The 22,830-nt window shown below is 66.4% G+C and carries 22 protein-coding genes; 12 read left to right on the forward strand and 10 right to left on the reverse strand.

What is annotated here, in order from left to right; translation table 11 throughout:
• Window positions 1–18: 18 nt before the first annotated feature.
• The 7 genes from ACTJI4_RS10325 to ccmA are packed head-to-tail and all read right to left on the reverse strand — an operon-like array spanning window position 19 to window position 5,380.
• Window positions 19–600 (reverse strand): DsbE family thiol:disulfide interchange protein, encoded by a 582-nt coding sequence (locus tag ACTJI4_RS10325; protein WP_392922015.1) that lies wholly within the window; start codon window positions 598–600, stop codon window positions 19–21.
• A 34-nt stretch (window positions 601–634) separates the two neighbouring features.
• Window positions 635–2,554 carry a heme lyase CcmF/NrfE family subunit gene (locus ACTJI4_RS10330; RefSeq protein WP_440869302.1) on the reverse strand — a complete coding sequence of 640 codons (1,920 nt, stop codon included), beginning with the start codon at window positions 2,552–2,554 and terminating at the stop codon, window positions 635–637.
• The gene (gene ccmE, locus ACTJI4_RS10335) at window positions 2,555–3,016 is read right to left on the reverse strand and encodes a cytochrome c maturation protein CcmE (RefSeq protein ID WP_392921360.1); all 462 of its coding nucleotides are present in this window, start codon (window positions 3,014–3,016) and stop codon (window positions 2,555–2,557) included.
• Window positions 3,013–3,198, reverse strand: a complete 186-nt coding sequence (locus ACTJI4_RS10340) for a heme exporter protein CcmD (RefSeq protein ID WP_392921363.1) — start codon at window positions 3,196–3,198, stop codon at window positions 3,013–3,015. The genes ccmE and ACTJI4_RS10340 overlap by 4 nt, the downstream gene beginning before the upstream one ends.
• Entirely contained in the window at window positions 3,195–3,962 is a 768-nt protein-coding gene (gene ccmC, locus ACTJI4_RS10345; RefSeq protein ID WP_392921366.1) for a heme ABC transporter permease CcmC, read from the reverse strand. Before ccmC ends, ACTJI4_RS10340 begins: the two co-directional genes overlap by 4 nt.
• 54 nt (window positions 3,963–4,016) lie before the next feature.
• Window positions 4,017–4,712 carry a heme exporter protein CcmB gene (gene ccmB, locus ACTJI4_RS10350; protein ID WP_440869303.1) on the reverse strand — a complete coding sequence of 232 codons (696 nt, stop codon included), beginning with the start codon at window positions 4,710–4,712 and terminating at the stop codon, window positions 4,017–4,019.
• A complete protein-coding gene (gene ccmA / locus ACTJI4_RS10355) occupies window positions 4,709–5,380 on the reverse strand; it encodes a heme ABC exporter ATP-binding protein CcmA (protein WP_440869304.1) in 672 nt (223 codons plus the stop codon). Before ccmA ends, ccmB begins: the two co-directional genes overlap by 4 nt.
• Before the next feature lie 112 nt (window positions 5,381–5,492).
• On the opposite strand from ccmA, the gene ACTJI4_RS10360 reads away from it, so the two are divergent.
• The 4 genes from ACTJI4_RS10360 to ACTJI4_RS10375 all read left to right on the forward strand — a co-directional run bounded on the left by ACTJI4_RS10360 (window position 5,493) and on the right by ACTJI4_RS10375 (window position 9,077).
• Window positions 5,493–6,641, forward strand: coding sequence for a pyridoxal phosphate-dependent aminotransferase (locus ACTJI4_RS10360; protein WP_440869305.1), 1,149 nt, complete (start codon window positions 5,493–5,495; stop codon window positions 6,639–6,641).
• Window positions 6,641–7,462, forward strand: coding sequence for an amidohydrolase (locus ACTJI4_RS10365; protein WP_392921378.1), 822 nt, complete (start codon window positions 6,641–6,643; stop codon window positions 7,460–7,462). Before ACTJI4_RS10360 ends, ACTJI4_RS10365 begins: the two co-directional genes overlap by 1 nt.
• A 137-nt stretch (window positions 7,463–7,599) precedes the next feature.
• A complete protein-coding gene (locus ACTJI4_RS10370) occupies window positions 7,600–8,034 on the forward strand; it encodes a hypothetical protein (RefSeq protein WP_392921382.1) in 435 nt (144 codons plus the stop codon).
• A gap of 116 nt (window positions 8,035–8,150) precedes the next feature.
• A complete protein-coding gene (locus ACTJI4_RS10375; RefSeq protein WP_440869306.1) occupies window positions 8,151–9,077 on the forward strand; it encodes an RHS repeat-associated core domain-containing protein in 927 nt (308 codons plus the stop codon).
• A 61-nt stretch (window positions 9,078–9,138) separates the two neighbouring features.
• On the opposite strand, the gene ACTJI4_RS10380 is transcribed toward ACTJI4_RS10375, so the two are convergent.
• From ACTJI4_RS10380 to ACTJI4_RS10390, 3 genes are read right to left on the reverse strand one after another with little or no spacing between them, the layout of a single operon-like run.
• Window positions 9,139–10,866, reverse strand: coding sequence for a pseudouridine synthase (locus ACTJI4_RS10380; protein ID WP_440869307.1), 1,728 nt, complete (start codon window positions 10,864–10,866; stop codon window positions 9,139–9,141).
• Window positions 10,859–11,860, reverse strand: a complete 1,002-nt coding sequence (gene scpB, locus ACTJI4_RS10385; RefSeq protein WP_440869308.1) for an SMC-Scp complex subunit ScpB — start codon at window positions 11,858–11,860, stop codon at window positions 10,859–10,861. The genes ACTJI4_RS10380 and scpB overlap by 8 nt, the downstream gene beginning before the upstream one ends.
• Window positions 11,861–11,875: 15 nt before the next feature.
• Window positions 11,876–12,781 (reverse strand): segregation and condensation protein A, encoded by a 906-nt coding sequence (locus ACTJI4_RS10390; RefSeq protein WP_392921394.1) that lies wholly within the window; start codon window positions 12,779–12,781, stop codon window positions 11,876–11,878.
• A gap of 304 nt (window positions 12,782–13,085) precedes the next feature.
• On the opposite strand from ACTJI4_RS10390, the gene ACTJI4_RS10395 reads away from it, so the two are divergent.
• From ACTJI4_RS10395 to ACTJI4_RS10430, 8 genes are all read left to right on the forward strand, one after another.
• Window positions 13,086–13,385, forward strand: a complete 300-nt coding sequence (locus ACTJI4_RS10395; RefSeq protein WP_392921396.1) for a YciI family protein — start codon at window positions 13,086–13,088, stop codon at window positions 13,383–13,385.
• The gene (locus ACTJI4_RS10400) at window positions 13,382–13,651 is read left to right on the forward strand and encodes a BolA family protein (protein WP_392921399.1); all 270 of its coding nucleotides are present in this window, start codon (window positions 13,382–13,384) and stop codon (window positions 13,649–13,651) included. Before ACTJI4_RS10395 ends, ACTJI4_RS10400 begins: the two co-directional genes overlap by 4 nt.
• A 148-nt stretch (window positions 13,652–13,799) precedes the next feature.
• A complete protein-coding gene (locus tag ACTJI4_RS10405; protein WP_392921402.1) occupies window positions 13,800–14,864 on the forward strand; it encodes a LacI family DNA-binding transcriptional regulator in 1,065 nt (354 codons plus the stop codon).
• A gap of 94 nt (window positions 14,865–14,958) precedes the next feature.
• Window positions 14,959–18,018 (forward strand): TonB-dependent receptor, encoded by a 3,060-nt coding sequence (locus ACTJI4_RS10410; protein ID WP_392921405.1) that lies wholly within the window; start codon window positions 14,959–14,961, stop codon window positions 18,016–18,018.
• A 156-nt stretch (window positions 18,019–18,174) separates the two neighbouring features.
• Window positions 18,175–19,788 carry a glucoamylase family protein gene (locus tag ACTJI4_RS10415; RefSeq protein ID WP_392921408.1) on the forward strand — a complete coding sequence of 538 codons (1,614 nt, stop codon included), beginning with the start codon at window positions 18,175–18,177 and terminating at the stop codon, window positions 19,786–19,788.
• A 27-nt stretch (window positions 19,789–19,815) separates the two neighbouring features.
• Window positions 19,816–21,111, forward strand: coding sequence for a sugar ABC transporter substrate-binding protein (locus tag ACTJI4_RS10420; protein WP_440869425.1), 1,296 nt, complete (start codon window positions 19,816–19,818; stop codon window positions 21,109–21,111).
• On the forward strand, window positions 21,108–21,989 hold the full coding sequence (locus ACTJI4_RS10425; RefSeq protein WP_068853081.1) for a carbohydrate ABC transporter permease: 882 nt from the start codon (window positions 21,108–21,110) through the stop codon (window positions 21,987–21,989). Before ACTJI4_RS10420 ends, ACTJI4_RS10425 begins: the two co-directional genes overlap by 4 nt.
• A complete protein-coding gene (locus ACTJI4_RS10430) occupies window positions 21,986–22,822 on the forward strand; it encodes a carbohydrate ABC transporter permease (RefSeq protein ID WP_339449054.1) in 837 nt (278 codons plus the stop codon). Before ACTJI4_RS10425 ends, ACTJI4_RS10430 begins: the two co-directional genes overlap by 4 nt.
• The last annotated feature ends 8 nt before the right edge of the window (window positions 22,823–22,830 follow it).

The raw sequence follows: 22,830 nt of genomic DNA on the forward strand, positions 1-22,830 counted from the left end.
GGGCGCACGACCCCGGGCTCAGCTCGCCGGAGGCGGCGTAGTACGCGGTTGTGCATTGGCACGCTCCAGCTTCTCCAGTTCAGGCAGCAGTTTCGTATCGATCACGCGCTGGGTGAGCGCACCGCTGTACTTCCAGCGCACCACGCCGCTGGCGTCGACCAGGAAGGTTTCCGGCGCGGCGGTCACGCCCCAGTCGATGGCGGTGCGGCCTTCGATGTCGGTAAGTACCAGTACGAACGGGTTGCCCAGCTGTTCGAGCCAGCGCAGCGCGTCTGCCGGCTCATCCTTCCAGTTGTAGCCGATCACCCGTACGCGCTTGGTTTCGGCGAAACGGGTCAGGATCGGGTGTTCTTCGCGGCACGCCGCGCACCAGCTGCCCCACACGTTGAGCACGTACGGCGCGCCGCGCAGCTGGACGCTGCTGACCTTGAGGGTGGGATCGTGCAGCACCGGCAGCTCGAAGGCCGGTGCCGGCTTGCCGATCAGCGCCGAGGGCAGGATGTCGCGGTCCGGCGCGCCGGACTTCATCACCCCGTACACCATCAGCCCGAGCAGCCCGAAGAAGAACAGCACGCCGATGACGATGGCGACCGGGGGCAGGGGGCGGGAGGGGGGGCGGGGATCAGACACGGGACTACTCCTGGAAACGACGGAAACGGCGATCGGCCGCGGTGATGAAACCGCCGAGCGCCATCAGCAGGGCGCCCAGCCAGACCCAGCGCACGAAGGGTTTGATGTGCACGCGCACCGCCCAGGCATTGTTGCCCAGCGGCTCGCCCAGCGCCACGTACACATCGCCGCGCACGCGCGCATGGATGCCCGCTTCGGTCATGACCTGGCCGCCGCTGGCATAGGCGCGCTTTTCCGGATGCAGCAGCGCCAGCTCGCGGCCGTCGTGCAGTACGCGTACATGACCGCGATCGGCCACGTAGTTGGGCCCTTGCTGGTGATCCACGCCTTCAAAGCGCAGGGTGTAGCCGCTCACCTGCAGGTCCTGGCCGGGGCTCAACGCCACTTCGCGCTGCACATTCAATGCTTCCACCAGCAGGGCACCGACCAGGAACACCGCCACGCCGGTGTGGGCCAGCAGCATGCCGACCATTTCGGCGTTGAAGCGGCCGTTGCCGCGCACGCGGGTCCAGATGAAACGCGCGGTGCCCAATGCCACCCACGCCGCTGCCGCCACGCCGGCCGCCGCCTTGAGCTTGCCCTGCGGGGCCATGAACCACGCCAGCGCGCCCAGCAGCAGCGCCAGCACCGCCCACGGTGCGAGCAGTGCCAGGCGCCTGGAGGCCTGGTCGCGCTGCCAGTTGACCAGTGGCCCGAACGGCAGCAGCGCCACCAGCGGCGCCATCAACACGATGAACAGGGTGCCGAAGTAGGGCGGCCCCACCGAGACCTTGCCCAGCCCCAAGGCATCGGCCAGCAGCGGGTACAGCGTGCCCAGCAGCACCATGGCGCAGGCGCCGGCCAGCAGCAGGTTGTTGGCCAGCAGCAGGGTTTCGCGCGAAGTGGGCATGAAGCCGCGGCGTGGATCATCGCTGCCCAGCGCGCCGGCACGCAGGGCATACAGCAGCAGCGCCGCGCCGATCACCAGCGCAAGGAAGACCAGGATGAAGGCACCGCGCGAAGGATCGGCCGCGAACGAATGCACGCTGGTGAGCACGCCCGAGCGGACCAGGAATGCACCCAGCAACGACAGCGCGAACGCGGCGATGGCCAGCAGCAGCGTCCAGCTGGCAAAGCTGCCGCGCTTTTCAGTCACGGCCTGCGAATGGATCAGCGCCGCGCCGGCCAGCCACGGCATGAAGCTGGCATTTTCCACCGGGTCCCAGAACCACCAGCCGCCCCAGCCCAGCTCGTAGTACGCCCACCAGCTGCCCAGCGCGATGCCCAGGGTGAGAAAGCCCCAGGCCACATTGGTCCACGGCCGGGTCCAGCGCAGCCAGCGCGCATCCACGCGGCCATCGAGCAGGGCGGCAATGGCAAAGGCGAACGGCACCGCAAAGCCCACGTAACCGATGTACAGCATCGGCGGATGGATGATCAGGCCCGGGTCCTGCAGCAGCGGGTTGAGGTCGCGGCCCTCCAGTGGCGCCGGCAACAACCGTGCGAACGGGTTGGAGGTGAAAAACAGGAACGCGATGAAGCCCAGGCTGATGATGCCCATCACCCCCAGCACGCGGGCGCGCACGGTATCGGGCAGACGCTTGGACCACAGCGCCACCGCGCCGCCCCACAGTGCCAGCACCAGCACCCACATCAACAACGAACCTTCGTGTGCGCCCCACACCGCCGAATAGCGGTAGGCCAGCGGCAGCAGGGTATTGGAGTTCTCGGCCACGTAGCGCACCGAGAAGTCCTGCTGCACGAAGGCGATGGTGAGCACGACGAAGGCGCCGGCCACCAGGACCAGCTGCGCGAAGGCGGCCGGTACGGCAACGGCCATCCATGTGCTGCGCCCGCGCTGCGCGCCCCACAGCGGCAGCACCGCCTGCAGCAGGGCGGCCAGCAGCGCACAGACCAGCAGAACCTGCCCCAGCTCAGGCAGCACTCAGCGTGTCTCCACGGGCGGCACCGGAACGTCGTGCTTGGTGTGGGCCGCGCCCATCTTGTCGGCCACTTCCTTGGGAATGTAGTTCTCGTCGTGCTTGGCCAGCACTTCGTCGGCCACGAACACGCCGTTCTTCAAGGTGCCCAGCGCGACCACGGCGGAATCTTCGCGGAACATGTCCGGCAGGATCCGCGAGGTGGTCACCGGCAGCGTGGCATCGCCATCGGTCACCACGAAGTGCGCGTCCAGCGAGCCTTCGGCGCGCTGGAACGACCCTTTGACCACCATGCCGCCGAGGCGGAAATTCGATTGGGTGCCCTGTTCGCCGCGCAGCACTTCCGAAGGCGTGTACAGGTAGGCGATGTTGCGCTGGAGCGCGAACGCCACCAGCGTGGTGGCCAGCCCGGAGGCGAGCAGCAGCAGCAGCACCCAGACCAGGCGGCGGCGCTGGACCGGTGTCATCGGCTCAGCTCCGTGGCCAGCGGCGCGGCCGGCGTGGATGCGTCGCGGGCGCGAAGGCGTTCCACCCGGCGCAATGCCTGGCGGCGCGCGCTGCGCAGGCGCAGCCACGAGCCCAGCGCGTCGGCGACCAGTACCAGCACGAATACCGCGTACGCGGCGATGATGAAGGGAACGTGGGTCATCGCGATGGTTCTCCAGCAGCTTCGTTGCCCAGGCGCTCGGCCACCCAGGCCTTGCCGGCTTCGCGGCTGAGGTTGTCGGCGCGGGCCTTGGCCAGCAGCGAACCGACGAACCACAGCTTGGTGGCGACCACCATCCACCACAGCGGCGCGATCAGCTCGGGGCGCACGGCGTTGTCGCCGAACACATTGACGGATTGGCGCTGGTGCAGGCCGCCCCACCAGTCCACCGAGTAGCGGATGATCGGCAGCAGGCCTACGCCCACGATGGCCAGCAGGCCGGCCGCGCGCGCGGCGCTGCGGCGGTCTTCGATGGCGTGGTACAGGCCGATGACGCCCAGGTACAGGAACAGCAGGATCAGTTCGCTGGTCATGCGCGGGTCCCAATCCCACCACGTGCCCCAGGTGCCTTTGCCCCAGATGCTGCCGGTGAGCAGGGTAATCAGGGTGAAGCCGGCGCCCATCGGCGCGCAGGCCATGGCCAGGATTTCGCAGATCTTGATCCGCCAGACCAGCGCGATGGCCGAATACAGTGCCATCAATGCAAACACGAACAGGCTCATCCAGGCGCTGGGCACATGGATGTAGATGATGCGGAAGGCATCGTTCTGGGTCTGCTCGGCGGGCACCACCAGCAGCCCCTGCCAGATTCCGATCAACAGCACGGGCAGGGCGGCGATGGTGAACACACGCGACCAGCGCGACGCAAAGCGGTCGAAGGTGGGCGGCGAACCAAGTTGGTGGAACCAGCGGACAAGGCTATTCATGCAGCGATGGCTATCCAGCTAGGGAAAAACAAACCAACAAAAACGGATGCGACGTCAACTCAATGAAATCCTGATGGCGGCCGCCGTAGCCAGCGGCGCCAAGACCAGCGCCACCACCAACCCGGCGGCCAGCAGCAGCAACGCCCCGACCGGATCCTGCCCGCGCGCGGCAGCGGCCACGCTGCCCGCACCAAACACCAGAACGGGCACAAACAGCGGCAACGCCAGCAACGCTACGAGAATACCAGAGCGCCGGATGCTCACCGTCAGCGCGGCCACGACTCCGCCGATCAGGCTGAGCAGCGGCGTGCCGAGCAGCAACGATGCCAGCAATATCGGCAGTTGGTCATGTGGCAGATGCAGCATTTCGGCCAGCAGCGGGCTCACCACGATCACCGGCAGGGCGGTGGTGGCCCAGTGCACCAGCACGCGCACCAGCACCAGCCAGGCCAGCGGCACCGGCGCCAGCAGCCACTGTTCAAGCGAGCCATCCTCGGCATCACTGCGGAACAGGCTGTCCAGCGACAGCTGCCCGGCCAGCAGCACCGCCAGCCACAGCACGGCGGCGGCCACCTTGCCCATCAACGGCGGATCCCGGCCCAGCGCCAGCGCGAACAGCACCACCACCAGCAGCGCGAACAGCAGCGGCTGCAGCGCATCGCCACGGCGCCGCCACAGCAGGCGCAGATCGCGCCCGGCCAAGGCGCGCGCGGTCTGCCACAGGCCCGGCTGGGTCCCCGGCGCGATCATGCAGCATCCCCGGAAAACGCTGGCGGTTGGCCGGCACCCGCCAGCGTCACCAGCCGCGTGCGCACCGGCGGGGCCGCATAGGCACCATGGGTAGTGATCAAGGCCGCGCCACCACTGCGCAGGTGCGCGGAGATCATCCGGTTGACCAGAGTGATGCCGTCCAGGTCGAGGTTGGCGTACGGCTCATCCAGCAGCCACAGCGGGGCGGGCGACAACCAGATCCGCGCCAGCGCCAGCCGTCGCTTCTGGCCAGCCGACAGCTGCCGCACCAACGTGTCCTCGAAGCCGGCCAGGCCCACGATCGCCAGCGCATTGCCGGGCATCTGCCGGGCGCGCCGGCCGTGCAGGCCGCACAGGAAATTCAGGTTCTCCAGTGTGTCCAGGTCGGGCTTGAGCGCGGTCATGTGGCTCAGGTAGGCCACGAACTGGGCCCGCTCCCGATGACCGGCGCGGCGGCCATCGATCTGGATGCTGCCGCTGCCGGCGCGCAGCAGCCCGGCCAGCACCCGCAGCAGGGTGGTCTTGCCGGCGCCGTTGTCGCCCTGCACCAGCAGCGCCTCACCGGCATCCACCTGCAGGTCCAGCGGCCCGAACACCGGTTCATCGTTGCGACTGAAGGCCAGGCCATGCGCGGCCAGCAACGGAGGGGTATTCGAAGAATTCAGCATCGGCGCAGTGTACCGGTGCAGGGAGGCCGAACCCAATGGCCAGATCCGGCCGTCACGCCCGGAGTGGATTTCGTACACTTCAGGGTCTCCGCCTTTGATCCCCCGGTTGCCGATGAACCCCCAGACCAAGCTGCCCAAGGTGGGCACCACCATTTTCACCGTGATGTCCCAGCTGGCTGCCGAGCACGGCGCCGTGAACCTGGGGCAGGGCTTCCCGGATTTCTCCGCCCCGCAGCGGCTGGTGGATGAAACCGTCAAGGCGATGCACGGCGGCCTGAACCAGTACCCGCCGATGACCGGCGTGGCGCCGCTGCGCCAGGCCATCGCGCAGAAGTCGCTGGACCTGTACGGCGCCCGGATCGATCCGGATACCGAAATCACCGTCACCAGCGGTGCCACCGAGGCCATCTTCAACGCCATCCACGCCGTGGTCCGCCCCGGCGAGGAAGTGATCGTGCTGGACCCGGCGTACGACTGCTACGAACCGGCCATCGATCTGGCCGGCGCCCGCGCCGTGCACGTGCCGCTGGACCCGCAGACCTTCGCGGTGGATTGGGACCGCGTGCGTGCTGCCATCACCCCGCGCACCCGCCTGCTGATGGTCAACACTCCGCACAACCCGTCCGGCGCCATGCTCACCGCGCAGGACATGCAGGCCCTGGCCGACGTGCTGCGCGGCACCGGCATCTACCTGATTTCCGACGAAGTCTACGAACACATCATCTACGACGGCCGCCGCCACGAGTCGGCCTTGCGCTATCCCGAACTGCGCGAGCGCGCGTTCGTCATCTCCAGCTTCGGCAAGACCTACCATTGCACCGGCTGGAAGATCGGCTACGCCGTGGCCCCGCCGGCGATGACCGTCGAGTTCCGCAAGGTGCACCAGTACAACACCTTCACCAGCTTCGGCCCGGCCCAGTACGGCTTTGCCGCGATGATCCGCGACGAACCCGCGCATCACCTGGAACTGGGCGCGTTCTACCAGGCCAAGCGCGACGCGTTCCGCGAGCAGCTGCTCACCACCCGGTTGAAGCCGCTGCCGGTGCCGGGCGGCTACTTCCAGCTGGTGGACTATTCGGCCATCAGCGACCTGCCGGACCATGAGTTCGTGAAGTGGCTGACCATCGAAAAGGGCGTGGCCGCCATTCCGCTGTCGCCGTTCTACGAGACCGCGCCGGAAGGCCAGCGCCTGGTGCGGCTGTGCTTCGCCAAGAACGCCGCCACCCTGGATGCGGCGATTGAACGCCTGCAGGTGCTGTGATGGCTGAGACTGCCCGCACCGACCTGCGTATCACCCTGGTCCAGGGCGACACGCGCTGGCACGACCCGGAAGGCAACCGCGAGCACTATGCTGCGTTGCTGGCCCCGCTGGCCGGCCGGACCGATCTGGTGATCCTGCCGGAAACCTTCACCAGTGGCTTTTCCAACGACGCCATCTTCCGCGCCGAAGACATGACGGGCCCGACCGTGGCGTGGATGCGCGAACAGGCGGCTACCCTTGGGGCCGCCCTCACGGGCAGCGTGCAGCTGCGGGTGGGCGAGGGCGTGTACAACCGGCTGCTGTGGGCCACCCCGGACGGCGAGCTCAAGCATTACGACAAGCGCCACCTGTTCCGGTATGGCAACGAACACCTGCGTTATGCGGCGGGCAACGAGCGCCTCACGGTGGAATGGAAAGGCTGGCGGATCAATCCGCTGGTCTGCTACGACCTGCGTTTCCCGGTGTTCTGCCGCAACCGCTACAACGTGGAGCGTGCCGACGACCTCGATTTCGACCTGCAGATCTTCGTGGCCAACTGGCCTTCGGCGCGTGCGTATCCGTGGCGGACGCTGTTGCGTGCGCGGGCGATTGAAAACCTGTGCTACGTGGCGGCGGTCAATCGCGTGGGTGTGGATGGCAACGAGTTGCACTATGCCGGCGACAGCGCGGTGATCGATTTCCTGGGGCAGCCGCAGGTGGAAATCCGCGAGCGCGAACAGGTGGTGACCACCACCATCTCCGCTGCCGCGCTGGCCGCGCACCGGGCGCGGTTCCCGGCGATGCTGGATGCCGATACCTTCAGCCTGCACGAGCGCGATTGAATCCAGTGTGCGTGGTTGACAGCCATGGGCTGTCACTACGTGAATGGTTGCCACATGCAGGCCGGAAGCCTCATGCCGGCGCTACGCGCGCGCTGCTAGATTCGGGGCCGTTCCCACCTTTGCATGAGTGCATGGCTATGAAGAAGCTTTCCCTGGCACTGATCGCGCTGGCCGGCCTGGGCGCGGTCCCGGCCGCGCAGGCCGCCGGCAACATCGATTGCGAACTGCATTACAACCTGGCCGGCTGGTCGGTGATCTACAAGACGGCCTCGGGTACCGGCACCATCACCTGCGACAACGGCGCCCGCATCCCGGTCAAGATCAGCGTCAAGGGCGGCGGCCTGACCGTGGGCAAGTCCAAGATCACCGATGGCAAGGGCAAGTTCTCTGGCGCGTATTCGACCAACGACCTGATCGGCTCCTACGCGGCGGTGGAAGCCCACGCCGGCGCCGACAAATCCAGCAGCGCGCAGGTGGTGACCAAGGGCGATGTCTCACTGGCGCTGGCCGGCACCGGCAAGGGCTGGGACCTGGGGGTGGCCGGCAGCCGCTTCACCATCGAGCGCCGCTGACCGCTCCAGTCCGACGCAGGCGACGTCCCTCACATGGGCACAACGCGTCTCTCCCGACACTTGCTGTGCCTGCGGGGGACACGTGAGGCCCGGCCGTACCAGGATGGGGTGAGCGGATGTCGCTTCAACACATCGAACGCGGGAACCGCTTCGCCCGCATCGGCTTCAACGGCGAGCTGCACGAGGCCGGTGCCCACTGGCAGATACTGGGTAACGGGCGACGTGTGTACAACCCGGTTCTGCACCGGTTCCACAGTCCGGACCCGCTCAGTCCGTTCGGCCGCGGCGGGATCAATGCCTACGCCTACTGCGGCTGCGATCCGCTCAACTTCCGCGATCCCAGCGGACGATTCGCGCTTCCGGTAATGCTGCTTGGCCTGCTGGCCGGGGCAGGCGGAGCGGGCATCGCGGCCGCGGCCGGCGCAGGTGACCGCGAAGGCGGGGGCAATTCCCCGCTGCCCTGGATCATTGGCGGTGCGATCGCAGCGGTGGGGTTGATTGCGAGCGTCGGGATGGCCGGCCGGCAGCAGTTGATGAAGCTGGGCAATTCAAGTGCGGGTGCACCGGGCGGGTCGTGGGCAAGCAGAGTGGGTGCCGCATCGCCGAGCGTGCGCACCGCCCCCTCAGCGCCTGTCTCACGCGCGACGGCCCCGCCCCGCAGCCGCTCGCCCAGTCCTCATTCGTCGGTGGATGCCGTCCGCCGTGACGAACGCGGGACGGTGGTCAAATCCATGTCCGAGCTGCCCTCGCCAGTCAGCCGCAAGATCACCGAGATCCGTGAGTTCGGCCCCCGCGGGCTTGCTCCGGATCCGGGCAGGGTGCCGAAAGCCAAGCCATTCTTCAATGAAGACAGGCTGCTGCCCCCGGCGCGTGGCAGTAGCTTCTATCATCGCTACCCGGTGTATCAGGGCAGGGGGCATGGGTACGAAAGCTGGCGCATCGTTACCGCCAGCAGCTACAGCGGCGGTATGCACGCGGTGTACGTTACCCCGAACCATTACGGTAGCTTCTTCAAGGTCACGGACTGGAGCAGGCCCCGGTAACCCGGGCCAGCGCGATCTCCAGAAAAAAAACCCGGTCATTGACCGGGTTTTTTCTGTTCAATCAGCCGCCACGCGGGCCGCCACCCCGGGGGCCACCGCCACCCGGACCGCGGCTGCCACCCGGGCGTGCGCCGCCGGGACGACCGCCGGGACCGCCCGGGCCGCGGTTGCCGCCGGGACCGCCGGGGCCTCGTGCGCCGGGGCCACCCGGACCACGGTTGCCACCGGGACCGCGGTTACCGCCAGGACGGCCGGCCGGGCGGGGCGTGCCATACGGGCTGGCGCCCGGATTGGCGTGGTCGGACGGGAAGCTCGGCGCATTGCCCGGATGACCGTACGGGTGGCGCTGTGCGCCCTGGCCGCTGCGGTTGCCCGCACCGGCCCCGGCCGGACGGCCCTGGCCCGCATAGCCGCCACGGCCTTCGCCGCGACCTTCGCCACCGAAGCCGCCACGACCCTGTTCACCGTAAGCGCCACGACCCTGGCCGCCGGCGCCGCCCGGGCCTTTCGGCTTGCCGTACGGACGGCCCTGGCCACCCGCGCCTGCACCCGGGCCGCGCGCACCCGGGCCACGGGCTGCGCCCGGGCCGGCATTGCGGTGGTTGCTCGGGCCGGTGCTCACGCCATCGGGCACGTACCAGCTGCGGAACGCGGCCGGGTTGCCTTCGGGAAGCGCGCGGTTGCCCTTGTCCGGGCGCTGCTTGAACGGACGCTGCGACTGCTTGGCCGCCGCTTCACCGGTGACCGTCAGGCCACCCTTGAAGCCGCCGCCCTTGCCGCCGCGACCGCGGCCGCGCTCTTCGCGGACATTGTCGAAGCGACGCAGTTCGCGGCCCTCATCGGCCTGGTTGTGGCCGTTGACGTAAGCGTTGCCCCGGCCGCCTTCGCGCGACACGCGCACGGTGGTCTTGGCGGCGCGGCGCTGGCCGATCACCGGCTGCAGGGTCAGCGCCGACGGCGCGCCTTCTTCCAGCTTCAGTTCGGCGCGCAGCGCTTCGACCTGCTTGGCCGGCAGTTCCACCGACTGGCCACGCAGCAGTTCACGTGGCAGCGAGACCTTGCCGTAGCGGGTGCGCTTGAGGCGGCTGACCTGGCAGCCCTGCGATTCCCACAGGCGGCGCACTTCGCGGTTGCGGCCCTCCTTGACGACCACGCGGAACCAGTCGTGCGAATCGGTGCCGCCGATGCGTTCGATCTCGTCGAACCTGGCCGGGCCGTCTTCCAGCGCCACGCCACGGGAGAGGCGGTCGACGATGCTGTCGGGCACCTTTTCTTCGCCTTCCGGTGCCCGCACGCGGACGACGTATTCGCGCTCGACCTCGTAGGAGGGGTGCATCATCGCGTTGGCCAGCTCACCGTCGGTGGTCGCCAGCAGCAGGCCGGTGGTGTTGATGTCCAGGCGGCCGATCGCGATCCAGCGTGCGCCCTTCAGGGCCGGAAGCGCCTCGAATACGGTCGGGCGGCCTTCGGGATCTTCGCGGGTGGTCACTTCGCCTTCGGGCTTGTTGTAGGCCAGCACGCGCGAGGTTTCGGTCAGCGCGGTGGCGACGAAGCCACGGCCGTCCAGTTCAACCTTGTCGCCGCTCTTGATCGACTGGCCGGTCTGGGCGACTTCGCCGTTGACCTTGACCAGACCGTCGGCGATGCGCTGTTCCAGCGCACGGCGCGAACCGAGGCCGGCCTGGGCCAGCACCTTGTGCAGGCGCTCTTCGAGCTTGGGCTGGTCGGTTTCGTTCTCGCGCTTGAGCGAAAGCTTGTTCAACGACAGCTTGCGGGGGGTGTCACTCATTTACTTGGCTCCGGCCGGCGACGGTTTCGTCGGCCTCTGGTTCGGGATCGGCTTCGTCAACAGCCACGGTCGTCTTCGCGACGGCGTTGTTTTCGGTTTCGTTCTGGTACCCCGCGCGTGTTCCCGGCGCGGTATCGGGGTCGCCATCGCTGGCAGTCGTATCCGCGTCGTCGTCGGGGGGCGACGGCGACGCATGGGATGGGGTATCGCTATTGTCTGACTCGGCGTCCTGTTCCGCCAGTCGTGCGGCCATCAAGGCGGCGCGGGCAGCGGAGCGGGCGGTGGCCGGGTCCTGTTCGGGCTCCGCTCCGGATTCCGGTTCCGGGATGGTTTCCGGCTCCGGTTGTGCGTCACCTGCCTCTGCAGGGTCAGCGGTGCCTTCCTCGCCGTCCGGGTTCGATACACCTGCGGTGATGCGGCCAGCCAGCTGGCCGTCGTTGTCCAGCGGCAGCTGCGGTTCCAGTTCACCCAGGTCGCGCAGCTCGGACAGCGGCGGCAGCTCGTCCAGGCGCTTGAGCCCGAAATAGTCCAGGAAGCCCTTGGTGGTACCGAACAGCGCCGGTTTGCCGGGCACGTCACGGTGGCCGATCACGCGGATCCATTCGCGCTCTTCCAGGGCCTGGATGATGTTGCTGCTGACCGCCACGCCACGGACCTGTTCGATCTCGCCGCGGGTGATCGGCTGGCGGTAGGCAATCAGCGCCAGCGTTTCCAGGGTGGCACGGGTGTAGCGGGTCTTGCGTTCGGTCCACAGCCGGGTAATGAAGCCATGGACTTCGTTGGTGACCTGGAAGCGGAAGCCGGAGGCGACCTCGACCAGCTCCACGCCACGGTCGGCGCAGCCTTCGCGCAGCAGTTCCAGCGCGCGTTCGATGCTGCCCGGCGGGGCCGGTTCCTCTTCCGGGAACAGGCCCTGCAGCTGGGCCAGGGTCAGTGGCTGGCTGGAGGCCAGCAGCGCCCCTTCGACAATACGGTTGATCAGCGGTTGATCCATGCGTGGGTCGGGTGCTCAGTCGGATTCGTTGGCGGCGTCGTTGTCGTCGAACTCACTGTTGAACTGCAGCGGTTCGTTGGTATTGCCGGCGGCCAGGGACTTGACGTAGATCGGCGCCAGCGGAGCGTCCTGGACGATGTCCAGCAGCTGCTCCTTGGCCAGTTCGAGCAGGGCCAGGAAGGTGACCAGCACCCCAAGCTTGCCTTCTTCGGCGGTGAACAGCGTTTCAAAGCGGTAGAACCTGCCGTCTTCCAGACGGCCCAGCACATCGCCCATGCGCTGGCGGACACTCAGGGCCTCGCGTTTGATCGCATGGCCGGTGAACAGCTCGGCGCGCTTGAGCACGTCGTGCAGTGCCATCAGCATCTCCTTCAGGTCCACCGGCGGCGGCAGCTTGATCGCCGCGCGGTCGGGCACGAAGGCATGGGCCAGGCTGGTGTCGCGATCCTGGCGGGGCAGGGCGTCGATGTCTTCGGCAGCCTGCTTGAAACGTTCGTACTCCTGCAGCCGGCGCACCAGCTCCGCACGCGGGTCGGCTTCCTCGCCCTCCACGCTGGGCGGCCGCGGCAGCAGCATCCGCGACTTCACTTCGGCCAGGATCGCCGCCATCACCAGGTATTCGGCCGCCAGTTCGAAGCGCAGCTCCTGCATGACGTTGATGTATTCGACGTACTGGCGGGTGATCTCGGCCACCGGAATATCCAGGATATCCAGGTTCTGCCGGCGGATCAGGTACAGCAGCAGGTCCAACGGACCTTCGAACGCATCCAGGATGACTTCCAGCGCATCCGGTGGGATGTACAGGTCCTGCGGAATCTGCAGCACCGGTTGCCCATGCACCACGGCCAGCGGCATTTCCTGCTGCTGAGGGGCGGTCGGCCGGATTTGCGGGTTCGCGTCGAGCGCGAGTTCGGAGGTCATCAAGATTGACGTCGGTATTGCAACGGACCAGTTTGCTGCGCCTGGCCCGCAACCGGACAACCCGGGCGGCAGGATCGCTAGCCATGACATTTCAAACAGCAGCAGGACGCGCTGCTCAGATGCAGCGACAGAACTACGGGAGGTCGTCTACGTGTGCTGGTGTGGGGCAGTGGGGCCCTGTAGCCACAGGGTTGCTGCGTCCAGCCACGTGCAATGTGGTCAAGAGTACGGCTTCACAACGGCAGTGTCCAGCGAGGCGGGCTAGAATCGCGGCGTTTGTTTAGCTGAACCCCAGGAGTTGCCCGTGTGGTATGTGATTGAAGGCTATGACGGCACCGATGTGCTGGCCGCCCGCCTGTCGGCCCGGCCGGCCCATCTGGCCCGCCTGCAGGCCCTGTGCGACGAAGGGCGGCTGCTGCTGGCCGGCCCGTGCCCGGCCATCGACAGTGAAGACCCGGGCCCGGCCGGCTTCAGCGGCAGCGTGGTGATTGCCGCGTTTGATTCGCTCACCGAGGCCCAGGACTGGGCGGCGGCCGATCCCTACGTGGATGCGGGCGTCTATGTGCGCACCGAGGTCCGCCCGTTCCGCAAGGTCCTGCCATGAGCCGGGTCGAGCTGATCCGGGCGGCCCTGCAGGCTGCGTTCGATCCGGAACTGCTGGAGGTGGAGGACGACAGCCACCGCCATGCCGGCCATGAGGGCGCGCGCGATGGGCGCGGGCACTTCAATGTGCACGTGGTCAGCGCCGCCTTCGACGGCAAGCTGCCCCTTGCGCGCCATCGCGCGGTTTACAACGCCTTGGGCACGCTGATGGAGACCGATATCCACGCGCTGTCCATTCGTGCCGAAGCACCGTCAAAAAAGGGCTGAAACGCTTGTCCCGCCTTGTCCCGGTGAGTCCCGGGCCGACCTATCCAGGACATCCCGAGGTTACCGCCGTGCGACATTTGCCTAACGCAGTGTTTACATCTGGGTTTGAAAACGCTTACATTCCGCGCCAAGCCCAGATCTCTAAGCCGTGGAGGGCGGCGAGGTGAACAAGGCAGCCATCACAATCAAAGATGTAGCCCGCGAAGCCCGCGTCTCTGTGGCGACGGTATCGCGTGCCCTCAACGGCCATGAAAACGTCGCCGAACCGGTGCGCAAGCTGGTGCTGGAGGTGGCCGCACGCCTGCGCTACACCCCGCATGCGGCGGCGCGCAGCCTGAGCAGCCGGCGTACCAACACCATTGGTGTGGTGTTGCCCGACCTCTACGGCGAATTCTTCTCCGAATTGATGCGCGGCATCGACGGGGTGGCGCGCGCACGCCGCCAGCACCTGCTGGTGTCCAGCTACCACGGCGACCAGGAGCAGCAGGGCGCGGCCCTGCGGGCCATGCGCGGCCGGGTCGATGGGCTGCTGGTGCTGTCCCCGTATGCGGAGAGCCCCGGCTTCCTGACCGACAACCTGCCGCAGTCGCTGCCCACGGTGCTCATCAATACCTATCTGCCCGAGCAGGATCATCCGGTGCTGAGCATCGATGACCATGCCGGAGCGATGGCGATGACCCGGCATCTGCTGGATGCCGGCCACCGGCGTATCGCGTTCATCGGGGGCCCCGAGCTGAATTTCGATGCGCGCGAGCGCCTGCGCGGGTTCCGCGATGCGCTGGCGGCGTTCGGCACTGCCGCCGACGGGATCGAGCTGCCCGGCGACTTCGATGAAGCGTCCGGCCACCGCGCCGGGCAGGAGCTGCTGGCCGCCGGTGCATTGCCGGATGCGGTGTTCGCGGCCAACGACATGATGGCGCTCGGGTGCCTGTATGCCTTCGCGCAGGCTGGCGTACGCGTGCCTGCCGACGTGGCGCTGGCAGGCTTCGATGACATCCCGCTGGCGCGTTTCGTTCACCCGTCGTTGACAACGATGCAGGTGAGTATCGCCGAGCTTGGCGATAAGGCGGCGACGCGTCTGTTGCAGTTGATGGATGGCAACAACACGGAAACGGCCGGTGACAAGCAGACCCTTGTACCGCGCCTGATCGTGCGTGATTCCAGCGTTCCGACCGAAGGTCGGAACGCGGTAGGTCACGACCGTTGGTCGTGACACGTTGGATGTTCGGAACGCGGTATCGCTGATTCACGTAACCAGAAAAAAGACAGGCGGCCGCAATGACGGCTTCCACCACCCGGAGATTTACATGACGTATTCCAATCACCGCACCCGCATGCCGGCCCGCCGCCTGCTGTCGAGCGCACTGGTCAGCTGCCTGTTGCTGGGTGCTGCGCCTTCCCTGATGGCCCAGTCGGCCACGTCTTCGCTGCGCGGCCAGGTCGCCGAGGCCGGGGCCGGCACCGAAGTCACCGCGACCAATGTCGCCAGTGGCAGCGTGCGCCGCGCCACCACGCGCGCCGATGGCAGCTATTCGCTGATGGGCCTGGATCCGGGCACCTATGACGTGGTGGCCAATGGCCAGACCCAGAAGGTGACCGTGACCGTCGCCTCGACCGCGACGCTGAACTTCAGCGGCGCCCCGGCCAACGGCAGCACCGCCAACGCCACCAACCTCGACACCGTCAACGTGATCGCGCCGACGCTGCTGCAGGAAGTGCGAACCTCCGAAGTGGGCAAGACGGTGAGCCTGCAGCAGATCCAGACCACCCCGCAGGTGTCGCGCAACTTCCTGGAGTTCGCCGACGCGGTGCCGGGCATGATCTTCACCCGCGACGCCAAGGGCAACACCTCGCTGCGCGGCGGTGCCACCAATGCCGATGGCACCAACGTCTACATCGACGGCGTGGGCCAGAAGAGCTACGTCAAGGGCGGCGGCGTGGCCGGCCAGTCCGGCAGCGCCGGCAACCCGTTCCCGCAGCTGGCCATTGGCGAATACAAGGTCATCAGCGGCAACTACAAGGCCGAATACGGCCAGGTCTCCAGCGCCGCAGTGACCGCCGCGACCAAGTCGGGCACCAACGAATTCAAGGGTGAAGCGTTCTACCGCTACACCGACGAAGACATGCGCGCCAAGACCCCGGCCGAGCGCCAGGAAGGCAAGACCAAGGAAGTTTCGGCCGAGAAGGAGTACGGCTTCGCCCTGGGCGGCCCGATCGTCCAGGACAAGGCACATTTCTTCGTGACCTACGAAGCCAAGCGCTTCGACCTGCCGGTCACCATCGCCCCGGAAGGCTCGGTGACCAACCGGGTCGGCCTGCTGCCGGCCGATGCGGCCGCCCAGCTGGGCCCGGCCAGCCAGCCGTTCCAGCAGGACCTGATCTTCGCCAAGATCGATGTGGAGCCGACCGACAATGATCGCATCGAGCTGACCTTCCAGGACCGCGACGAAACCCAGCAGCAGTTCAGTGGGCAGACCGCGCCGTCGCACGGCAAGGAAACCGAGAACACCGACCGTCGTTACGCCCTGCGCTGGAACCACAGCGGTGAGCGGTTCTACAACGAACTGATGCTCACCCACGAAGATTCGTTCAACAACCCGGTGCCGCTGACCATCGGCAACGGCTACGTGTACACCGCGCCGGACGGCACCGACGACCGCACCCTGGTGCAGATCGGCGGCGCCTCGGCGCTGGATTCGCAGGTGAAGGGGCAGAAGGGCTGGTCTATCGAAGACAACCTGACCCTGGACGGCATCGAATGGGCCGGCGACCACACCATCAAGATGGGTGCGAAGTACAAGGAAATCGACCTGTACGCGTCCGACGCGCAGGAGATAAACCCGCAGTTCACCTACACCCTGGGCGATCCGGACTTCCCGTCCGACATCCCGTACAAGGCCCAGTTCGTCAAGCCGGTGACGGGTGTTTCCGGCGTGACCGGTGAAGTGCGCTCGAAGGTCAAGCAGATCGGTCTGTTCATCCAGGACGACTGGCAGGTCAACGACCACCTGCAGCTGAACCTCGGCCTGCGTTGGGATTACGAAAAGAACCCGAGCTACCTGGACTTCGTGACCCCGCCGGAAGTGGTGGCGGCGATCTACAGCCAGGATCCGCGCGGCCCCGCCGGCCAGACCTATGCCGATTCGCTGGCTGCCAGCGGGTTGAACATCAACGACTACATCAGCAACGGCCACAACCGCAAGGCGTTCAAGAATGCCTGGCAGCCGCGCCTTGGCTTCTCGTATGACATCAATGCCGACGAGCAGCACGTGATCCACGGCGGTGCCGGCCGTTCCTACGACCGCGACCTGTTCGACTACCTGCAGCTGGAAACCACCAAGCTGGCCCTGCCGCAGCCGACCATCTACTTCCGCAACCCGGGCACCGGCGCCTGCCTCAATGGCCAGGCCGCCTGCTACGACTGGGATCCGAACCTGCTCAACGGCATCGAAAACCTGCAGGCCCTGGTGGGCTCCACCAGCAATGCCGGCCTGGAAGTGGACCTGCTCAACAACAACCTGAAGGCCCCGTACGCCGACCAGTTCAGCCTGGGCATGTCCAACCAGATCGGCGACTGGCTGACCGACGCCACCATCGCCCGCACGCTGACCTATGACGGCTTCGCCTTCACCCTGGGCAACCGTTACCCGACCGGCCAGTTCTTCGATGACCCGCGCCTGTGCGGCGGCACCGAGCCGGGCCTGAGCCAGGCATGGAGCTGCAACATCCCGGGCTTCGGCAGCCTGATCATCGGCCAGCAGGGCATCAAGACCCGTGCCACGCAGGTGCTGCTGTCGGCGCAGAAGCCGTTCACCAAGGAAAGCGGCTGGGGTACCTCCATCGCCTACACCTGGACCACGGCCCGCCACAACCGCGACATCAACGAGCACTACGCCTTTGACCGCGGCCTGATCGAGGACTACCCGACCATCCGTTCCAACGGTGCACCGCGCCACCGCATCGTGCTGACCGGTTCGTACGCGGGCTTCTGGGACATCACCTTCGGCGGCAAGATCACCCTGGCCACCCCGACCGCGGTGAACGACTGGTACCCGGTGCAGCAGTCCACCGGCTTCGACCTGCCGACCCCGGGCGCCGCCGTGCCGGACGGCAACGGCCGCTTCCTGGTGGGGGGCAAGATCTGGGGCTACCGTTCGGTGGACCTGCAGGCGACCAAGACGTTCAAGATGCCGGGCGACACCGAGCTGTATGCGCGTATCGACATCATCAACGTGTTCAACTTCGACAACTTCTCCAACTACAACTACACCAAGTCCAACGGCAAGCTGCTGGCCAGCTACAACGAGACCGGCGATATCGTCGGTACGCCGCGCCAGGTGAAGGCAGAAGTGGGCTTCCGCTTCTGATGTGAATGAAGGCCGGTCCCCCAGCCGCGTAGTGACACGCCATGCGTGTCACGCGTGCTGGGGAGAACCGGCTTTTAATGAACCCCAGCTGTAAACGATTTCACTCCAAGGCCCGTTATGCTGGCCTGGATTTCCAGATTCCGGAGGGTTGGCACGATGAAGGTACCCCGCGTATTGGCGCTGGCAGTAATGGCGGCAGCCGTGGTCGGCTGCAAGCCGCAGGCGCAGGAAACGCCGGCCAAACCCAAGCCGCCGGTCATCCTCGTAGAGGCCGACGTTCCCCCGCGCCCGATGAAACCAGAACTGCCTCCGCTGTTCGACGATATCGAACGCCGCACGTTCCAGTTCTTCTGGGACACGACCAATGAAGTGAACGGGCTCAGCCCGGATCGTTATCCGTCGCGCCCGTTCGCCAGTATCGCCTCGGTGGGCTACGCGCTGACCGCCTATCCGATCGGCGTGGAGAACGGCTGGGTCAGCCGCACCCAGGCCGTGGACCGCACGCTGACCACGCTGAAGTTCTTCCGCGACATGCCGATGGGCCCGCAGCGCACCGGCAAGGGCGGCTACAAGGGGTTCTACTACCACTTCCTGGACATGCAGCAGGGCCACCGCTATGACAGCTGGGTGGAACTGTCGAGCGTGGACACCGCACTGCTGATGATGGGCGTGCTGTTCGCCCAGTCCTATTACACCGGCGATGATTCGCGCGAAAAAGAGATCCGCGCCATCGCCGATACGCTGTACAAGCGCGTGGACTGGCCGTGGCTGCAGCAGCGCGCGCCGCTGATCTCGATGGGCTGGTTCCCCGAAAGCGGCTTCATCGACCACGACTGGATGGGCTACAACGAGGCGATGATGGTTTACATCCTGGCGCTCGGTTCGCCCACCCACCCGGTGAGCCCGGATGCGTGGACGGTGTGGACGCGCACCTACGACAACGACTGGGGCGTGTTCCAGGGCCAGGAATACCTGTCCTTCGGCCCGCTGTTCGGCCACCAGTACACCCACGTCTGGATCGACTTCCGCGACATCCAGGATGCGTACATGCGCGAGCGCGGCAGCACCTACTTCCTCAACAGCCGTTCGGCCGCGCTGGCCCAGCGCGAATACGCCATCGCCAACCCGGCACAGTGGAAGGAGTATGGCGAAAACGTGTGGGGCCTCACCGCCAGCGATGGCCCGCAGAACACCACGCAGGAATTCCGTGGCGAGCAGCGCCAGTTCCGGCACTATTCCTCGCGCGGCGCCGGCCTGCGCGAGAACTTCGACGACGGCACCATTGCCCCGACCGCGGCGATCGCCTCGGTGGTGTTCGCGCCCGAGGAAGTCATTCCGGCCACGCTGGAAATGCACAAGCGCTACGGCGATTACCTGTATTCCAGCTACGGCTTCCTGGATTCGTTCAACCCCAGCTTCAACTTCGACATTCCGCTCAAGACCGGGCGTATCGTGCCCGACCGCGGCTGGGTGGCCAGTGACTACATCGGCATCGACCAGGGGCCGATCCTCACCATGATCGCCAATTACCGAAACGATTTCGTGTGGGAAACGATGAAGAAGAACCCGCACATCCGCCGCGGCCTGGAGCGCGCCGGGTTCAGCGGCGGCTGGCTCACCCCCGAAGGCGAAGACCAGCCGATGGTGCTGGAGAAGGACGAGAAGGCCGCCTCGGCCCGCTCGATGGGCATCGCCGAATCCCGCGCGGCCGCCGCGCAGGAACAGAAGAACAATTCCAATTCGAACCGCAACCAGCCCCAGGGGAAGTAAGCAGTGCCATTGTCGTCGCGCCCCAAGCTGTGGGTGAGTGTTCTGCTGCTGGTTGCCGGCAGCCTGTTGTTGAGTGCCTGCCGGAAGGAACCGGAAGGGGTGACCGTGCGTTTCTGGGCGATGGGCCGCGAAGCGGAAGTCGTCAGCGAACTGATCCGCGAATTCGAAGCGGACAATCCTGGCATCCACGTCGATGTGCAGAACATCCCGTGGACGGCCGCGCATGAAAAGCTGCTTACCGCGTTCGCCGCCGATGGGCTGCCGGACGTGTGCCAGCTGGGCAACACCTGGATTCCCGAGTTCGCCGAACTCAACACGCTGACTCCACTGGCGCCGTTCGTGGCCAGATCGAAGGTCGTGGACCCGGCCGATTACTTCCAGGGCATCTGGGATACCAACGTCATCAACGGCGAGCTGGTCGGGGTGCCGTGGTACGTCGATACGCGCCTGCTGTACTACCGCAAGGACCTGCTGGCCAAGGCCGGTTTCGACCACCCGCCGCGCACCTGGGACGAGTGGAACACCATGATGGCGGCGATCAAGAAAATGCAGGGTCCGGACCGCTACGCGGTGCTGATGCCGATCAATGAGTTCGAGCAGCAGCTGTCCTTCGCCCTGCAGCAACCCGACCCGCTGCTGCGCGACCACGATACCCGGGGCAACTTCCGCAGCCCCGGCTTCCGCCGCACGCTGGCGTTCTACGAAAACATGTTCGCCCAGGGCTGGGCGCCGCGCATGTCCGAAACCCAGATCTCCAACGTGTGGGATGAATTCTTCAAGGGCTTCAACGTGTTCTACCTGTCCGGCCCCTGGAACATCCGCGAGTTCAAGAAGCTGCAGCCCAAGGAACTGGAAGGCAAGTGGGGCACCGCCGCACTGCCGGGCCCGGATGGCCCGGGCGCCGGGATCGCCGGCGGCACCAGCCTGGTGATCTTCCGCGGCTCGCAGCAGAAGGAAGCGTCGTGGAAGCTGATCGAGTTCCTGTCGCGCCCGGACATCCAGCAGCGCTTCCATTCCATCATCGGTGACCTGCCGCCGCGGCGCAGCACCTGGGAACACCCGTCCCTGGCCAACGACCCGCTGGCGCAGCCGTTCCGCGACCAGCTCGAGCGGGTGCGGCCGACCCCGAAGGTGCTGGAGTGGGAACGTATCGTGCAGGAGATGCGCATCGTCACCGAGCAGGTGGTGCGCGGTGGACTGGATCAGGATGTAGCCGTGAATCGATTGGATGACCGCGTGGACAAGGTGCTGGCCAAGCGCCGCTGGATGCATGAGCAGCGTACCCAGGCCGAACAGGGCGCCGCGCCGGAGGTGCTGCCATGAAGCAGCGCTCGCTTGCCGGCTGGATCTTCGCCGGCCCCTCGCTGCTGGTGATCGGTGTGTTCTTCGGCCTGCCGGTGTTCTCGGCGCTGGCGCTGAGCATCACCGACTTCGACCTGTACGCGCTCGCCGATGGCGGCAATCTGCGCTTCGTCGGCCTGGGCAACTACATCGACCTGCTGCAGACCCCGATGTTCTGGAAGTCGCTGTGGAACACCACGTATTTCGTGGTGGTCGGCGTGCCGATGTCGATTGGCGTGTCGCTGGGCGCAGCGATGCTGCTCAATGCCCCGGCCGCACGCTTCAAGGCGCTGTTCCGCACCGCGCTGTTTGCCCCGGTGGTGACCACGCTGGTGGCGGTAGCGGTGATCTGGCGCTACCTGTTCCATACCAGCTACGGACTGGTCAACTACGGGCTGGGCCATCTGGGGATCAGCCCGATCGACTGGCTGGGCGACCCGAACTGGGCCATGCCCACCATCATGCTGTTCGCGGTGTGGAAGAACTTCGGCTACAACATGGTGATCTTCCTGGCCGGCCTGCAGGCAATCCCGCACGACCTGTACGAGGCGGCGCGCATCGATGGCGCATCGCGCTGGAAGCAGTTCCTGCACATCACCCTGCCGATGCTCGGCCCGGTGCTGCTGGTAGTGGGCGTGATCACCGTGTCCGGCTACTTCCAGCTGTTCGCCGAACCCTACGTGATGACCCGCGGCGACCCGCTGCAGAGCACCGTGAGCGTGCTGTATTTCATGTTCGAGGAAGGCTTCAAGTGGTGGAACCTGGGCCGCGCGTCGGCCGTGGCGTTCCTGCTGTTCCTGATCATCCTGGCGGTAACCAGCCTGATGCTGCGTTTCGGCCGCAAGAGGCAGTTGGTATGAGTCGTGAGATTGGCCAGTCGCGCTGGCATGCGTGGTGGGTGAACGGTGGGCTGCTGGTGCTGGCCGCCGTGAGCCTGGCGCCGCTGCTGTGGATGCTGTCGGTGTCGTTCATGCCGACCGGCGAGGCGGCGCATTTCCCGCCGCCGCTGCTGCCGTCGTCGGTGACGACCCACAACTACCACGAACTGTTTGCCCGTACCGGTATGGCCAACAACTTCGTCAACAGCCTGTTTGTGTCGCTGGCGATCACGCTGGGCTCGCTGCTGCTCAACACCATGGCCGGCTATGCGTTCGCCAAGTTGCGCTTCGTCGGCCGTGAACGCATCTTCCAGGTGCTGCTGGCCGCACTGGTGATCCCCGCGCAGGTGGCCATGCTGCCGCTGTTCCTGCTGATGAAGCAGCTGGGCCTGGTCAACAGCTTCGGCGGGGTGATCGTGCCGGCACTGGCCAGCGTGTTCGGCATCTTCCTGGTGCGCCAGTACGCGCGTTCGATTCCCGATGAACTGCTGGAAGCGGCCCGGATTGACGGGGCAGGGGAGCTGCGCATCTTCTTCCAGATCGTGCTGCCGATGCTCAAGCCGGTGCTGGTCACCCTGTCCATCTTCACCTTCATGGGCGCCTGGAACGATTTCATGTGGCCGTTGATCGTGCTGACCGACCAGGAGCACTACACTCTTCCGGTTGCCCTGGCCACATTGTCGCGCGAACACATCATGGACGTTGAAATGATGATGGCCGGTGCGGTGGTCACGGTGGTCCCGGTGCTGGCACTGTTCCTGGTGCTGCAGCGCTACTACATCCAAGGTCTGCTGCTGGGGAGTGTGAAAGGGTGAAGCGTGCC

Source organism: Stenotrophomonas sp. 22385 (assembly GCF_052045085.1).
GTDB lineage: Bacteria > Pseudomonadota > Gammaproteobacteria > Xanthomonadales > Xanthomonadaceae > Stenotrophomonas.

What these genes read in the sequence shown, in the direction of transcription:
- ccmE (WP_392921360.1), bottom strand. Translation starts at nt 3,016, where the DNA reads ATGACACCGGTCCAGCGCCGCCGCCTGGTCTGGGTGCTGCTGCTGCTG.
- ACTJI4_RS10340 (WP_392921363.1), bottom strand. Translation starts at nt 3,198, where the DNA reads ATGACCCACGTTCCCTTCATCATCGCCGCGTACGCGGTATTCGTGCTG.
- ccmC (WP_392921366.1), bottom strand. Translation starts at nt 3,962, where the DNA reads ATGAATAGCCTTGTCCGCTGGTTCCACCAACTTGGTTCGCCGCCCACC.
- ccmB (WP_440869303.1), bottom strand. Translation starts at nt 4,712, where the DNA reads ATGATCGCGCCGGGGACCCAGCCGGGCCTGTGGCAGACCGCGCGCGCC.
- ccmA (WP_440869304.1), bottom strand. Translation starts at nt 5,380, where the DNA reads ATGCTGAATTCTTCGAATACCCCTCCGTTGCTGGCCGCGCATGGCCTG.
- ACTJI4_RS10360 (WP_440869305.1), top strand. Translation starts at nt 5,493, where the DNA reads ATGAACCCCCAGACCAAGCTGCCCAAGGTGGGCACCACCATTTTCACC.
- ACTJI4_RS10365 (WP_392921378.1), top strand. Translation starts at nt 6,641, where the DNA reads ATGGCTGAGACTGCCCGCACCGACCTGCGTATCACCCTGGTCCAGGGC.
- ACTJI4_RS10370 (WP_392921382.1), top strand. Translation starts at nt 7,600, where the DNA reads ATGAAGAAGCTTTCCCTGGCACTGATCGCGCTGGCCGGCCTGGGCGCG.
- ACTJI4_RS10375 (WP_440869306.1), top strand. Translation starts at nt 8,151, where the DNA reads ATGTCGCTTCAACACATCGAACGCGGGAACCGCTTCGCCCGCATCGGC.
- ACTJI4_RS10380 (WP_440869307.1), bottom strand. Translation starts at nt 10,866, where the DNA reads ATGAGTGACACCCCCCGCAAGCTGTCGTTGAACAAGCTTTCGCTCAAG.
- scpB (WP_440869308.1), bottom strand. Translation starts at nt 11,860, where the DNA reads ATGGATCAACCGCTGATCAACCGTATTGTCGAAGGGGCGCTGCTGGCC.
- ACTJI4_RS10390 (WP_392921394.1), bottom strand. Translation starts at nt 12,781, where the DNA reads ATGACCTCCGAACTCGCGCTCGACGCGAACCCGCAAATCCGGCCGACC.
- ACTJI4_RS10400 (WP_392921399.1), top strand. Translation starts at nt 13,382, where the DNA reads ATGAGCCGGGTCGAGCTGATCCGGGCGGCCCTGCAGGCTGCGTTCGAT.
- ACTJI4_RS10410 (WP_392921405.1), top strand. Translation starts at nt 14,959, where the DNA reads ATGACGTATTCCAATCACCGCACCCGCATGCCGGCCCGCCGCCTGCTG.
- ACTJI4_RS10415 (WP_392921408.1), top strand. Translation starts at nt 18,175, where the DNA reads ATGAAGGTACCCCGCGTATTGGCGCTGGCAGTAATGGCGGCAGCCGTG.
- ACTJI4_RS10425 (WP_068853081.1), top strand. Translation starts at nt 21,108, where the DNA reads ATGAAGCAGCGCTCGCTTGCCGGCTGGATCTTCGCCGGCCCCTCGCTG.
- ACTJI4_RS10430 (WP_339449054.1), top strand. Translation starts at nt 21,986, where the DNA reads ATGAGTCGTGAGATTGGCCAGTCGCGCTGGCATGCGTGGTGGGTGAAC.